This window comes from Mesorhizobium sp. P2_A8 (genome assembly GCF_056404935.1).
In genome coordinates this window covers 398,757-412,804 of sequence record NZ_JBFUDB010000001.1, presented here as the reverse complement: position 1 = coordinate 412,804, position 14,048 = coordinate 398,757, and the positions used below count along the sequence as shown (strand labels likewise).

Annotated in this window: 12 protein-coding genes; 9 read left to right on the top strand and 3 right to left on the bottom strand. The window is 65.7% G+C overall.

The features are described from left to right. Nucleotides 1–102 precede the first annotated feature (102 nt). Entirely contained in the window at nucleotides 103–1,794 is a 1,692-nt protein-coding gene (locus AC1D10_RS01980) for an FAD-dependent oxidoreductase (RefSeq protein WP_477268653.1), read from the top strand. Further along, nucleotides 1,794–2,102, top strand: coding sequence for a UBP-type zinc finger domain-containing protein (locus AC1D10_RS01975; RefSeq protein WP_477268651.1), 309 nt, complete (start codon nucleotides 1,794–1,796; stop codon nucleotides 2,100–2,102). Before AC1D10_RS01980 ends, AC1D10_RS01975 begins: the two co-directional genes overlap by 1 nt. A 25-nt stretch (nucleotides 2,103–2,127) precedes the next feature. Here the strand turns inward: AC1D10_RS01975 and AC1D10_RS01970 are convergent, their stop codons facing one another. The 3 genes from AC1D10_RS01970 to AC1D10_RS01960 all read right to left on the bottom strand — a co-directional run bounded on the left by AC1D10_RS01970 (nucleotide 2,128) and on the right by AC1D10_RS01960 (nucleotide 4,718). Beyond that, the gene (locus AC1D10_RS01970) at nucleotides 2,128–2,298 is read right to left on the bottom strand and encodes a hypothetical protein (RefSeq protein ID WP_477268649.1); all 171 of its coding nucleotides are present in this window, start codon (nucleotides 2,296–2,298) and stop codon (nucleotides 2,128–2,130) included. Nucleotides 2,299–2,397: 99 nt separating this feature from the next. Further along, nucleotides 2,398–2,577 (bottom strand): hypothetical protein, encoded by a 180-nt coding sequence (locus AC1D10_RS01965; protein WP_477268647.1) that lies wholly within the window; start codon nucleotides 2,575–2,577, stop codon nucleotides 2,398–2,400. A 119-nt stretch (nucleotides 2,578–2,696) separates the two neighbouring features. Beyond that, nucleotides 2,697–4,718: a transcriptional regulator gene (locus AC1D10_RS01960; RefSeq protein ID WP_477268645.1), complete on the bottom strand. Its 2,022-nt coding sequence runs from the start codon at nucleotides 4,716–4,718 to the stop codon at nucleotides 2,697–2,699. A gap of 213 nt (nucleotides 4,719–4,931) precedes the next feature. On the opposite strand from AC1D10_RS01960, the gene cysK reads away from it, so the two are divergent. The 7 genes from cysK to AC1D10_RS01925 all read left to right on the top strand — a co-directional run bounded on the left by cysK (nucleotide 4,932) and on the right by AC1D10_RS01925 (nucleotide 13,987). Further along, nucleotides 4,932–6,020 (top strand): cysteine synthase A, encoded by a 1,089-nt coding sequence (gene cysK / locus AC1D10_RS01955; RefSeq protein WP_477268643.1) that lies wholly within the window; start codon nucleotides 4,932–4,934, stop codon nucleotides 6,018–6,020. Between the two features lie 11 nt (nucleotides 6,021–6,031). Then, entirely contained in the window at nucleotides 6,032–7,519 is a 1,488-nt protein-coding gene (locus tag AC1D10_RS01950; RefSeq protein ID WP_477268641.1) for a pyridoxal phosphate-dependent decarboxylase family protein, read from the top strand. 28 nt (nucleotides 7,520–7,547) lie between these two features. Then, on the top strand, nucleotides 7,548–7,925 hold the full coding sequence (locus AC1D10_RS01945) for a hypothetical protein (protein WP_477268639.1): 378 nt from the start codon (nucleotides 7,548–7,550) through the stop codon (nucleotides 7,923–7,925). 158 nt (nucleotides 7,926–8,083) lie between these two features. After that, the gene (locus tag AC1D10_RS01940) at nucleotides 8,084–8,455 is read left to right on the top strand and encodes a hypothetical protein (protein WP_379093985.1); all 372 of its coding nucleotides are present in this window, start codon (nucleotides 8,084–8,086) and stop codon (nucleotides 8,453–8,455) included. A gap of 195 nt (nucleotides 8,456–8,650) precedes the next feature. Further along, the gene (locus AC1D10_RS01935; RefSeq protein ID WP_477268636.1) at nucleotides 8,651–9,277 is read left to right on the top strand and encodes a CDGSH iron-sulfur domain-containing protein; all 627 of its coding nucleotides are present in this window, start codon (nucleotides 8,651–8,653) and stop codon (nucleotides 9,275–9,277) included. A 268-nt stretch (nucleotides 9,278–9,545) separates the two neighbouring features. Further along, on the top strand, nucleotides 9,546–11,588 hold the full coding sequence (locus tag AC1D10_RS01930; protein WP_477268634.1) for a hydantoinase/oxoprolinase N-terminal domain-containing protein: 2,043 nt from the start codon (nucleotides 9,546–9,548) through the stop codon (nucleotides 11,586–11,588). Between the two features lie 230 nt (nucleotides 11,589–11,818). Beyond that, nucleotides 11,819–13,987, top strand: a complete 2,169-nt coding sequence (locus AC1D10_RS01925) for a malate synthase G (protein ID WP_477268632.1) — start codon at nucleotides 11,819–11,821, stop codon at nucleotides 13,985–13,987. The last annotated feature ends 61 nt before the right edge of the window (nucleotides 13,988–14,048 follow it).

Here is a 14,048-nt window from a genome sequence, read left to right as displayed (position 1 = left end):
GCCCGGCTTGTCCGGGCTTTTTCTTTGCCGCCACCTCGCCTCCCGGCCAGGCGCTGAACAAACCGCTTCAAACTCTGCAGCCGCTTCGGTACGGTCGAAACCATGTCTCAAACCAGCAATCCGATCTTCGGCGCGCGTCGCGATCAGGCGTTTCCCACGCTGGCTGAAGCCGACATCGATCGCATGCGGCGGTTCGGCGAGGCCAGCTTCTATGCCGCCGGCGAGCACATCGTCACGGCCGGCGATGTGGCGCCCGGTTTGATCGTCGTGCTGTCGGGCAAGGTCGACATCATCCAGGACGGCGGTCTCGGCCGGCGCGAAACGATCGTCACCCATGGTCCGGGCAGCTTCGTCGGCGAACTGGCCCAGCTTTCGGCCCGGCCCTCGCTGGTGAATGCGCAGGCCGCCGAGCCTGTGGAGGCGTTCGTCATCGCCTCGCAGAGGCTGCGCGACCTGATGGTGCAGGAAGCCAATCTCGGCGAGCGCATCATGCGCGCGCTGATCCTGCGCCGTGTCGGGCTGCTGGAGAGCGCCACCAGCGGGCCGATCATCATCGGACCCGTCGACAATGCCGACGTGTTGCGGCTGCAGGGTTTCCTGGCTCGCAGCGGTCAGCCGCACCGGGTGCTTGATTCCAACAGCGATCCTTGCGCCAAAACCCTGGTCGAGCGCTTCGATGTCGACCCTCACCATCTGCCGATCGTGCTGTGTCCGAACGGCCGGCTTTTGCTCAATCCCGGCGAGAAGGACCTCGCCCGCTGCATCGGCCTGCTGCGGCCGATCGATGCCGACAAATTATACGACGTCGCCATCGTCGGCGCTGGACCGGCCGGGCTGGCGGCGGCCGTCTATGCGGCTTCCGAAGGGCTGTCGACGATCGTGCTTGATTGCCGCGCATTCGGCGGACAGGCCGGCGCCTCCTCGCGTATCGAGAACTATCTCGGCTTCCCGACCGGCATTTCGGGCATGGCGCTGATGGCGCGCGCCTACAACCAGGCGCAGAAATTCGGCGTCGAAATGGTGATACCGGACGAGGCGAAGCTGCTGAGCGCCGCGACCGACGGCGCCCGTTACACGCTTGATGTCGGCGACGGCGAGACCGTGCGGACACGCACCGTGGTGATCGCCAGCGGCGCGCGCTATCGTCGCCTCGATGTCGCCAATCTGGCGCAGTTCGAGGGTACATGTGTGCATTATTGGGCCTCGCCGATCGAAGCGCGGCTTTGCGCGGGCCAGGAAGTGGCATTGGTCGGCGCCGGCAATTCGGCTGGACAGGCGGCTGTCTACCTGGCCAGCCATGTGCGCAAGGTGGCACTGCTGGCGCGCGGCGGCAGCCTCGATGCCAGCATGTCGCGCTATCTGGTCGAGCGCATCAAGGCGCAGCCGAACATCGAGGTGCTGACCGGAACCGAGGTCGAGGCGCTGGAGGGCGACGAGGGCAATCTCGGCTCCGTGCGGTGGCGCAACCGCGCCAACGGTGCGGAAACGACGCGCCCGATCCGCCATCTCTTTCTGTTCATCGGCGCCGATCCGAATACGGACTGGCTGGCGAACTGCGACGTGGCGCTGGACGCCAAGGGTTTCGTCCGCACCGGATCGGACCTAGGATCGGCGCATGGTGTGATGGAGACGAGCCGCAGCGGGGTGTTTGCCATAGGCGACGTCCGCGCCGGCTCGGTCAAGCGCGTTGCGGCGGCTGTCGGCGAAGGTGCCCAGGTGGTTGCGGCGTTGCACGCCTATCTCGCGCAAGACGGCAGCCACGCCGTTACGCCGGAACGGATCGGGAGAGTGTGATGGCGGATGAATGCAGGCATGCGGCTGATATCAAGGACGTGACGCCGAGCGCCTTCGGCTGCGAGGAATGCCTGAAGAGCGGTTCGCAATGGGTGCATCTGCGGCTCTGCCGCACCTGCGGCCATGTCGGCTGCTGCGACGACTCGCCCAACCGTCATGCCACCAAGCATTTTCACGCGACCCACCATCCCATCATCGAGGGCTACGATCCGCCGGAAGGCTGGGGTTGGTGCTACATCGACGAGGTCTTCTTGGATCTCGGCGACCGCACCACGCCACAGAACGGTCCGATCCCGCGCTTTTATTGAGGAGGCAGCCAGGGTGATCGCGCGATCAGTCTCGCTTCGGCGATGCCGGCGCGGGCTCCTGGTTCTCCACGCTGTTGTCGTTTACCTGGAAGGCTATTCCTTCAACCTTCTTTTTCTTTAGGTCGCCGGTCTGTTGCTGCGGCGGGCGCTTTGGATTTTCCGCGGTGTTGTCGTTCACGTCGAGGGCTCTCGTCATCATGTCCTCCATGCCTGGAACACAATGTTCGACGCTGCGTGGGGTTCCCAGCCAGAAGAAAGCGCTCTCCCGAGAGGAGAACAGCCGACGGGTATGCGCTTATCGCACGGAGCCGGTGACGGTCGGGTCGACCGTGCCGGGAACGGATTTGCGTTCGTTGCCGGCAAGTGCGGCGATGAGCAGCAGGCTGGCGACAACCGGCACGAACAGGATGGCAACGCGGGCTTGCACGTAAAAGATGGTGCGCCATTCGTTGCGCTTCTCGGGGCTGTTGCTCATCATACTCACTTTGTCAGACCCCCCGGCCATGATATAGCCGGGAACGGTTAAGCAACTCCTTCCGACTTTGTTAACCCGGCGGAATTGAGGCGAAGGTCTTGGGTCACCTTCCCCCGGCTTCAGCCCAGCCTGATCCGCCTTGCGCCTTGCCGGAACAGCGCCACCGCGTCCGGTTCGAAGCGGAAGGTACCGATGAAATCGTCGACGCCGTAGTTCGGCAACGTCTTGCGGATGGCAGCGGCAAAGCCGCGCGCCTCGTCGAGCCGGCCCGCCAGCGCCAGGCAGTGTGCGGCGATCGCCAGGATGATGGCGTGGGCGTTGGGCCGCGCCGCCGCCTTCAGCGCCCATTCGGCCGCTTCCTCGAACTGGCCGAGCCGTACATGCGCCATCGCCCGCGCCCCCAGCATGCCGAACAGCAGCGGGTCGAACGGGCTGAGATGGCGCGAATGATCGGACGAGCCGATCGCCGCCCGCGGGTCGCCCGACTGCGAATGCACGAAGGACAAAGCATAGTGGCCCAGCGCGAAGTTGGGGCTGAGATCCACCGCCCGTTCCAGTTCGAGCAGCGAGCCATCGTGTTCGCCGCGCAGCCACAGCGCCCGGCCCATCGCCCAGTGCGCGGCCGGATTGTGGTCGTCGACCAGCAGGCTGTGGCCGGCGCTTTCGAAGGCCAGCCCGCTTTCCCGGTCGCGGTCGCCCCAGCGCTGGAAGGCGTTCTGCCAATGGGTAAAGGAGAGGCCGGCATAGGCGCGGGCGAAGGTGGGATCGAGCTGCACGGCCATGTCGAAAAAATGCCGCGCCTGCTCGTTCTCGGCCCGGGTGAAGCGGTACATGTGCCAGAGGCCGCGGTGATAAGCTTCCCAGGCGTTGAGCGAATTGGGCGCCTTGAGCATGGCGCGGTTGCGCTCGACCGTCTCGATCTCGGCCGAGATCGAAGAGACGATGCTGTTGCCGATATCGTCAAGCACGCCGAAGATGTCGTCGGGCCGGCGCTCGAATGTCTCGGCCCAGACGATCCTGGCCGTGCGCACCTCGATGAGTTCGACGCTGACAATCAGGCGGCCGGGCGGGCTGCGGACAGTGCCGGTGGCGACGTAGTCGACATTCAGCCGGCGGCCGGCATCCTCCGGCGCGATGCTCTTCTCTGCCAGCGCGAACACCGATCCGCGTGCGATGACGAAGAAATCCCTAAGCTTGGCGAGACGGGTGATGATGTCGTGGGTAAAGCCGTCGGCGAGCCCGCCGCGTGTGCCGGTTTCCTCGACAAACGGCATCACCGCGAGCGAAGCCTGGCTGGGCTCGACCGCGCCGGCGTCGCCAGGCGCGGCGACCAGCTGCGACACCGCAGACAGGCAGGTAGGCTGTGCCGGGAGCAAGATACCTGACCGTTGCTCGCGCATCGCCCGCCAGGCGATTTGAACCGGCCCGAAATCGAGTTCCTCCGACTGGAACAGCCGAGCCGCCGACGCCAAATGCTCCTCGGCCGCGCCGATGGCGCCACGCTCCGCCAGATTGGACAGCAACGCCAGATGCGCGCGCGTGTCGAATGGCGCCAGCTCGACCCATTTGTCGAGATGCGCTGACACATCCGGTGTGTCAGCGGGAGGGTTTGCGGCGAGATGTTCCAGCACGGCGGCATGGCATGAGTGAAAGCGGCGGCGCTGGGCGACAAGCCAGCTGTTGAAATGCGGGCTGCGGTCGAGTTCCAGCCCGTCGAGAAAATCGCCGGCGAACAATTCGGCGAGTGTCCGGAGCCGCTCCGTATCGAGCGTGTCGATCCCCTGCGCGGCCGCACGGGCGACCTCCAGCGCATCGACCAGGCAATCGCTCAGGTCAAGCGCGACCGTGTCGCCTTGCGTCTCGACCCGGCGCCGGTCCGGCGCGTCGAGCGCACCGCGCAGCTTGCTGAGGCACCATCGCAATTCGCCACGGGGGTCGTTGGGCACGTCCCACAACAGCTCGCACAGGCGACTGCGGCCGACGGCATGCGGCGCCAGCGCCAGATAGGCGAGCAGCGCGCGCAGCTTGCGTGACGCCGGCAGCGCAACCGGAACGCCGTTGCGGGAGATCGTCAGCGATCCAAGCAGGCGCACGGATAGGCCGGTCGCTTCGCCGTCCAGTCTCGATCTGGCGGATTCCACGTGCGTTTCCACGCCTGCTCCCACGCTGGCCTGTCGGCCTCTCCTATACCACCGAAGGCGACACGGCGCATCCGACGGCGATTTTCCGCGCCGGATACCGCCATTGCCACATCGTCGGCAGTCAGTCCTATCGCGGCAAGGTCTCGAAACCTCGCCGCCCAAGCCGCCGGTTTGTAACCGGCTTGTGATGGAAAACGATCGAGGAGATCAAAGATGTTGCATCAGCAGAAAATCAGAACCACGGCCGGGCGCGGCCACCTGTTCGACAGCATTCTCGACACCGTCGGCGATACGCCGGTGGTCCGCATCAACAATCTGGGGCCGGCCCATGCGACGATCTTTGTGAAGGCCGAGTTCTTCAACCCCGGCGCTTCGGTGAAGGACCGGCTGGCGCTCAACATCATCGAGGAAGGCGAGCGCACTGGTGCGCTGAAGCCGGGCCAGACGGTGGTCGAGGCGACCAGCGGCAACACCGGCATCGGGCTGGCCATGGTCTGCGCGCAAAAGGGCTATCCGCTGGTCGTCACCATGGCCGACAGCTTTTCCGTCGAGCGCCGCAAGCTGATGCGCATGCTGGGCGCCAAGGTGGTGCTGACGCCGCGCGCCGAGAAGGGGTTTGGCATGTACAAGAAGGCGGTGGAGCTGGCTGAGGCCAATGGCTGGTTCCTCGCCCGCCAGTTCGAGACGGCCGCCAATGCCGCCATCCACGAAGCGACCACGGCGCGCGAGATCGTCAATGATTTCGCCGGTTCGCGGCTCGACTGCTTCGTCACCGGCTATGGCACCGGCGGCACCGTCGTCGGCGTGGCGCGCGTGCTGCGCCGCGAACGGCCGGACACCCGCATCGTCCTGTCCGAGCCGGCCAACGCGCAGCTCATCGGCAGCGGCAAGGCGCAGCAGCGCGGTGCCAATGGCGCTCCCGCGGCCACCCACCCGGCCTTCGAGCCGCACCCGATCCAGGGCTGGACGCCGGACTTCATCCCCAACGTGCTGCAGGAGGCAATCGACGCCAGCCTCTATGACGAGGTGATGCCGGTTGCCGGGCCCGAGGGCATCAAATGGGCCAAGGCGCTGGCGCGTCAGGAAGGCATCTTCACCGGCATTTCCGGCGGCGCCACCTTCGCCGTGGCGCGGCAGGTCGCCGAACGGGCGGCGGCCGGCGCGGTGATCCTGTGCATGCTGCCCGACACCGGCGAGCGCTACATGTCGACGCCACTGTTCGACGGCATCGAGGCCGAAATGGACGCCGACGAGATCGCCTTGTCGCGCTCAACGCCTGCATGCCAGTTTCCGGCGGCTTGAGGGAGACAGTCATGGACACGGCGCAGGAAATCCTCGGCATAGCAGCCGAGGAAACGCTTGACCCCTTGGACTGGGCCGATGTGCAGGCCCTGTCGCACCGGGTCATCGATGACGCGATCGACTACCTGCAGGACGTACGCGACCGCCCGGTCTGGCGAGAGATGCCGGCGGATGTGCGAGATGTCTTCGCGACACCCTTGCCTCGATCGCCGGCGCCCCTTGCCGCTGTCTATGGCGAGGTCTCGCGGACCGTGATGTCCTATCCGATGGGCAACATCCATCCGCGCTTCTGGTCCTGGTATATGGGGTCAAGCAACTTCACCGGCGCGCTCGGCGATTTCCTGGCGGCAATCCAGGGCTCCAACCTCGGCGGCGGCAACCACGCCGCCGGGCTGATGGACAGCCAGGTGGTCAACTGGTGCAAGCAGATGCTGGGTTTGCCCGCGTCGGCCAGCGGCACGCTGGTCAGCGGCGGCTCGATGGCCAACATCATCGGGCTGACCGTGGCGCGCAACACCAAGGCCGGCATCGACGTGCGCGAGCACGGCGTTGCCGCCATCGAGAAGCCGCTGCGCTTCTATGGCTCGGACCAGATCCATTCCTGCCACCGCAAGGCGATGGAAGCGCTCGGCCTGGGCAACCGGGCGCTGCGCCGCATCCCGACCGATGCCGGACTGCGCATCGACATCGCTGCCTTGCGCGCGGCGATCGCCGAGGACCGCGCGGCCGGGTTCAAACCGGCCTGCGTCATCGGCACGGCGGGCACGGTCAACACCGGGGCGATCGATGACCTGCAGGCGCTTGCCAAGCTGGCGCATGAGGAAGACCTCTGGTTCCATGTCGACGGCTGCATCGGTGCGCTGATCGCCATCGCGCCCGACAATGCCCATCGCGTCGCCGGCATCGAATGGGCCGATTCGGTTGCGCTTGATCCGCACAAATGGCTGCACGCGCCTTTCGAGGTCGGCTGCGCCCTGGTCAGGGACGCCGCCGCGCACCGCAGGACCTTCACCGTGACGCCAGAATATCTGGAATCGACACCGCGCGGTCTCGCCTCCGGCGAATGGCTGCATGACTACGGCTTGCAGACGTCGCGCGGCTTTCGCGCGCTGAAGGTGTGGATGGCGCTGAAGGAGCATGGCGCCGATAAGTTCGGCCGCCTGATCGACCAGAACATCGCGCAGGCGGGTTACCTCGCCGGGCTGATCGAGGCCGAGCCGCAGCTCGAGCTGGCCGCCAAGCCGACCATCAACATCGTCTGTTTCCGCTATCAGGCCGGCCTCGCCGGTGAGGCGCTGAAGGCGCTCAACACCGAGATCATGTTGAGGCTGCAGGAAGAGGGCATTGCCGCGCTGTCGGACACCACCGTGCATGGCCAGCACTGGCTGCGGGTGGCGATCACCAATCATCGCACCCGGCGCGAGGATCTCGACCTTCTGGTGCGTGAAACGGTGCGGCTGGGACGGCGGATCGCGGCACAACGCCCTGCGTCTTCCTAGTTCCCGGCGGGCATGCGATTCTGCCGCCATGATTCGGGAGATCGAGACTGTGACGCTGGTTCGCATGGCTGCACTTGTTGCCGTGCTCTTCACCACCTCGGCCGAGGCCACCGAGATGGCCTTCTTCGTCAAGAACCTGCGCAAGGAAGCGGTTGCGGTCGAGCTGTTCAGCCGCGACCGCGAAACGGTCTGGCCAGGCAACGATCAGGTGTTCCTGATCGACCCCGGCTCGCAGAAATCGGTGCCGCTCACCTGCAATCAGGGCGAACACATCTGCTACGGCGCCTGGGTTGATGGCAACGACAGCATCTCCGCCGGCGTCGGGCCGGACAATGACCAGCCCTGCGATACCTGCTGCTTCATCTGTGTGGAACATTCGACCGAGGCGATCGATCTGGTGCCCTAGGGGACGCGTCTTGCCGTCTCCCCGGATGGAGAAGGGAAAGAAGTGCACCAATATCCCCAAAATCAGTCCGGAATTGTTGCAATCGTCCCTTTGGCGGCCACGTGCACCATGCGATGATTGCGCGGCGGCCAAGTGGGCCGCTTATTCAGGGGGTTACCATGTCTTACGCTTATGCGCGCCGCACGCTGGCCGCGCTGTCTCTCGTCATGCTGGTCGCACCGTCGGCGCATGCCGGCGATGTCACCTTCGCCATCAAGAACAGCCATCCCAATGCCATGCGCCTCGAGCTTTACAGCCAGGACCGTGACTATGTCTGGCCGGGCAACGACCAGGATTTCTACCTCAATGACGGCGAGACCAAGTCGTTGCCGGTTTCCTGCAACGAGGGCGAGTCGATCTGCTACGGCGCCTGGGTCGATGGCGACGAAGAGACCTATTGGGGCGTCGGTCCCGGCAACAAGGAAAAATGCGACGACTGCTGCTATACCTGCAGTGGCGGCGAGACCGAGGAGATCGATCTGGTTCCCTGACCGGTTTGCCAGCTTGACGGCTTTCCGGCTGGAGCCATAGAGCAATTCCAGGAAAAGTGTGACACGGTTTTCTCGGGAAAAGCGCGTAGCGCTTTCCCCCAGGGAATTGCGTTAAACACAGCGTGCACAAATACCCAAAGCGCGCCGCGTCGGACTGTTCGGGCGCGACGCGCTTCAGGCAACAGGAGCCCAGCCATGGCCGGCATGGTCGAAAGTGACAAGATCGACGTCGGGTTTTCCGGCAAGCGCTGCATCCATTCGCGCAACTGCGTGCTTGGCGATCCGCATGTCTTCGTGCCTAACGCGCCAGGGCAATGGATCCATCCCGAGGCCGCCAGCGTCGAGAAGATCGTCGCTATCGCCGAAAGCTGCCCCTCGGGCGCCATCACCTATACCAGGAAGGATGGCGGGCCGCAGGAACAGCCGCCGGTGGTCAACACCGTGCGGCTGCGGGAAAACGGCCCGCTGGCAGTGCATGCCGAGATCGTGCTCGACGGCGAGACCTTTTATCGCGCCACGCTCTGCCGCTGCGGTGCGTCGGAAAACAAGCCGTTCTGCGACGGCAGCCACAACAAATCAGGGTTCACCGCCACCGGCGAGCCGCCGCTGAAGGACACGCCGGCGCTGGAAATGCGCGACGGGCCGCTCAACGTCACGCCGACGAAAAACGGTCCGCTCAAGTTCGAGGGCAATCTGGAGATCGTCACCGGCACCGGCCACACCGTCGATCGCACGCAACGCACCTTCCTCTGCCGCTGCGGCCACTCGGCCAACAAGCCGTTTTGCGATGGGACGCACAAGAAGGTTGGGTTTGTGGGCTAAGGTGTCGAGAGTCAGGTGAGGCCGGCATGCAAATGGCGGCGTCGTGCGCTTTCGCTGCTCACGTACTTCAAGCACGCTCCGCTCCGGCTCTCGGGAGCCACCATTTTCGACTCGGCTTGACCTGAATCTCGACACCTTAGCGGAGGTGCTAATGCCTCTTGGGGAGATCGAACCCATCGTGGCCTAGCGCTCGCGTCTTTATCGCCCGGCCCGTATCGGCTAAGGGGCGGGGAGCAAAAACACCTCGCCCCCGCCGGATCCGCAAAGAATGACCGCCAAGACCAAGCCAAAGCCGCTGTTCCTCGGGATCGACACCGGCGGCACCTACACCGATGCCGTGCTGTGGTCTGAAACGGAAGGTAAGCAAGAGGGGCCGAACAAGGGCAAGGTGCTGGCCAAGGCCAAGGCGCTGACCACGCGGCACGACCTGGCCGTAGGCATTTCCGGCGCGGTCGATGCGGTGCTGCAGAAGGCCGGCACCGATCCGGCCGCCATCAAACTGGTCTCGATGTCGACGACGCTTGCCACCAACGCGCTGGTCGAGGGCCAGGGCGGCCGAGTGGCGCTGGTGATGATCGGCTTCTCCGAGGCCGACCTTGCTCGTGACGGGCTGAAGGCCGCCCTCGGCACCGACCCTGTGGTGTTCTGCTCCGGCGGCCACGACGTGCATGGCAATGCCGCCAAGCTCGACCTGTCCGGCCTGGAGGCAGCGCTGCCGGAACTTGGCGCCTCGGTCTCGGGCTTTGCCGTCTGCGCCTATTTCGCCACCCGCAATCCGGCGCATGAGATCACTGCCCGCGAGCTGATCCGCGAAAAGACCGGCCTGCCGGTCACATCAAGCCATGAGCTGTCGGCCAAGCTCGGCGGTCCGCGCCGGGCGCTCACCACACTGCTCAATGCCAGGCTGATCTCGATGATCGACCGGCTGGTGGCGGCGACCGAAGGCTTCCTCGAAGCGCGCAACATCGCCGCACCCCTGATGGTGGTGCGCGGCGACGGCGCGCTGGTGTCGGCGGCGTTTGCCCGCCAGCGGCCGATCGAGACCATCCTGTCCGGCCCGGCCGCCAGCCTGGTCGGCGCCCGCCACATGACCGGGCTCGACAACGCCATGGTGTCCGACATCGGCGGCACCACCACCGACGTCGCCGTGCTCGACCAGGGCCGGCCGCGGCTCGATCCGGAAGGCGCCACCGTCGGTGGCTTCCGCACCATGGTCGAGGCGGTGGCCATGCGCACCTTCGGCCTTGGCGGCGATTCCGAAGTGGCGCTGGAGGATGGCTCGCTCAACCCCAAGATCCTGCTCGGACCGCGCCGCCTGGTGCCGCTGGCGCTGGCCGGCATGGCGCATGGCGAAGCGGTGACAGCCGAGCTGGAGCGCCAGCTGCGCGCGCCCAATCCTGGCCGCATGGACGGCCGCTTCGCGGTGCGCACCGGCGTGCCGGACCGGCTCGCCGCCGGATTGACCGGCGCCGAAGCCCGGCTTTACGAGGGGATTGGTGCCGTGCCGCTCGCCGTCGACAGGCTCTTGACCTCGAACGCGCAGAACGCGACGCTGAACCGGCTGGTGTCGCGCGGGCTGGTGCATGTCGCCGGCTTCACGCCGTCGGACGCTGCCCATGTGCTGGGCAAGCAGGCGAACTGGGATCCGGTCGCCGCTCGGCTGGGGGCCGAACTCTTCGCCCGCAAGCGCGACGGCCGCGGCCAGCCGATCGCTGCGTCGCCGGAGGTGATCTCGGAAAGGGTGCTGGTGACGCTGACACGCTGGTCGGCCGAATACATCCTTGAAACCGCCTTTGCCGAGGACGGCCTCGACGGCGCCTCTACGGTGGCGCATGCGCTGGTGCAGCGCGCCGTCGATGCCCATCCCGGCATTGCCCGGCTGAGCGTCACGCTCGACCGCCCGGTCATCGGCCTCGGCGCTTCGGCGCCACTGCATTATGCCGGCCTGCCGCCGCTGATCGGCAATGAGTGTGTGGTGCCGGAAGATACCGATGTCGCCAACGCGCTCGGCGCCGTCGTCGGACAGGTGCGGGTGTCGGCCGAAGCACGGGTCAGCCAGCCCAGCGAAGGGCTGTTTCGCCTTGCCTCAGGGGAAACCGTGCGCGATTTCCTCGACGAGGCGGCGGCGATCGCGGCCGCCGAGGCCGATGTCCGGGCCATCGTCGCCGAGCGCGCCAGGGATGCCGGCACCGACAGCGCCGAGATCGAAGTCGCGACCGAATTCCGCGTCTCCACCGTCGAAGCCCAGCGCATGTTCATCGAGGCGCATGTGGTGGCCGTGGCCTCGGGAAGGCCGAGGATTGCCGTGTAGATTCAGGTGATGCCGGCCTGCAAATGGCGGCTTCCTGCGCTACCGGTGCTCACGTACTCAAAAGTATGCTCCGCTCCGGTTCTCGGAATCCGCCATTTTCGACTCGGCCTGATCTGAATCTCGGACGCCGTGTGAAGCGATGCAAATACACCGCCTTCACCCTAAGCTGAATTGACCCGGCAAACCTGACATGCCAAAGGCCCGCAAAGCCTTTCATCTGGAGAAGCCTGATGACCGATCGCATCGAGATCGCCGGATTGCGGATTGCCCGCGAGCTGCATGACTTTGTGGCAGGCGAGGCGTTGCCCGGCACCGGCATCGAAGCGGCGGACTTCTGGAACGGCTTCTCGGCCATCGTCCACGACCTCGGCACCAAGAACCGGGCGCTGCTGGCGAAACGCGACGCCATGCAGGAAAAGCTCGACGGCTGGTATCGCGACCACGGCGCGCCCGTCGACATGGAGGCCTACAAAGCCTTCCTCAAGGAAATCGGCTACCTTGTTCCCGAAGGCCCCGCCTTCAGCGTCTCGACCGATAATGTCGATCCGGAAATCGCGGTCGTTGCGGGCCCGCAGCTGGTCGTGCCGGTGATGAATGCCCGCTATGCGCTCAACGCCGCCAATGCGCGCTGGGGTTCGCTCTATGATGCGCTCTATGGCACCGACGCCATTCCCGAGACGGACGGCGCCGAAAAAGGCAAAAGCTTCAACCCGACGCGCGGCGCCAAGGTCGTTGCCTGGACGAAGACCTTCCTCGATGAGGCTGCCCCGCTCACCCTCGGCAAATGGGCTGGGGTGAACGGCCTGTCGCTGGCGCAAGGCGCGCTGCGACTGAGTGCCGGCGCGGGTTCGACCACGCTGGCCAACCCGAAACAATTCGTCGGCTACCGCGGCGATGCAGCCAATCCCGATGCCGTTCTGCTTGTCAGGAACGGCCTGCATATCGAGATCGTGATCGACCGCAACAACCAGATCGGCCGCACCGATCCGGCGGGCGTCGCCGATGTCATCCTGGAATCGGCGCTGACCACCATCCAGGACTGCGAGGATTCGGTCGCGGCGGTCGATGCCGAAGACAAGGTCGTGATCTACCGCAACTGGCTCGGCCTGATGAAAGGCGACCTGGCGGAAGAGATCACCAAGGGCGGCAAGAGCTTTGTCCGCAAGCTCAATCCCGACCGCGCCTACACCACGCCGGCCGGCGGCACGCTGACGGTGCCTGGCCGGTCGCTGATGCTGGTCAGGAATGTCGGCCACCTGATGACCAATCCGGCGATCCTTGACCGCGACGGCAACGAAGTGCCGGAAGGCATCATGGATGCGGCGATGACGGCGCTGATCGCGCTGCACGATGTCGGGCCGAGCGGCCGCCGCGCCAATTCCCGCGCCGGCTCGATGTATGTCGTGAAACCCAAGATGCACGGGCCGGAGGAAGTCGCCTTCGCCGTCGAGATCTTCGACCGTGTCGAAGCCCTGCTCGGCATGGCCAGGAACACCATCAAGATGGGCATCATGGACGAGGAGCGGCGCACCACCGTCAACCTCAAGGAGGCGATCCGCGCTGCCCGGGAACGCGTCGTGTTCATCAACACCGGCTTCCTCGACCGCACCGGTGACGAGATCCATACCTCGATGGAAGCCGGCCCGATGATCCGCAAGGGCGACATGAAGCAGGCCGCCTGGATCTCCGCCTACGAGGCCTGGAATGTCGACACCGGGCTGGAGTGCGGGCTGGCCGGCCACGCCCAGATCGGCAAGGGCATGTGGGCGATGCCCGATCTGATGGCGGCAATGCTCACCGAGAAGATCGCCCATCCCAGGGCCGGCGCCAACACCGCCTGGGTGCCGTCGCCGACCGCGGCGACGCTGCATGCCACGCACTACCACAAGGTCGACGTCCATGCCGTACAGGCGGCGCTGAAGAGCCGGCCGAAGGCGAAACTCGACGACATATTGTCGGTGCCGGTCGCGGTGCGGCCGAACTGGACTCCCGATGAGATCCAGCGCGAGCTCGACAACAACGCGCAGGGCATTCTGGGCTATGTCGTGCGCTGGATCGACCAGGGCGTCGGCTGTTCGAAAGTCCCTGACATCAACGATGTCGGCCTGATGGAGGACCGCGCCACGCTGCGCATCTCCTCGCAGCATATCGCCAACTGGCTGCACCACGACGTCTGCTCGCGCATCCAGGTGATGGATTCCCTGCGGCGCATGGCGGCCATCGTCGACCTGCAGAATGTCGGCGACCCGCTCTACCACCCGATGGCCGCCGACTTCGACCGCTCCATCGCCTTCCAGGCCGCCTGCGACCTGGTCTTCAAGGGCCGCAACCAGCCCAACGGCTACACCGAGCCAGTACTGCACGCACGGCGGCTGGAGTTGAAGGCGCAGCAGAAGTAATAGCGTCTGAACGCCTGCGCCATGCGAAAAGCGAGTGCCGGGAAAAAGCCGATCCAACCCA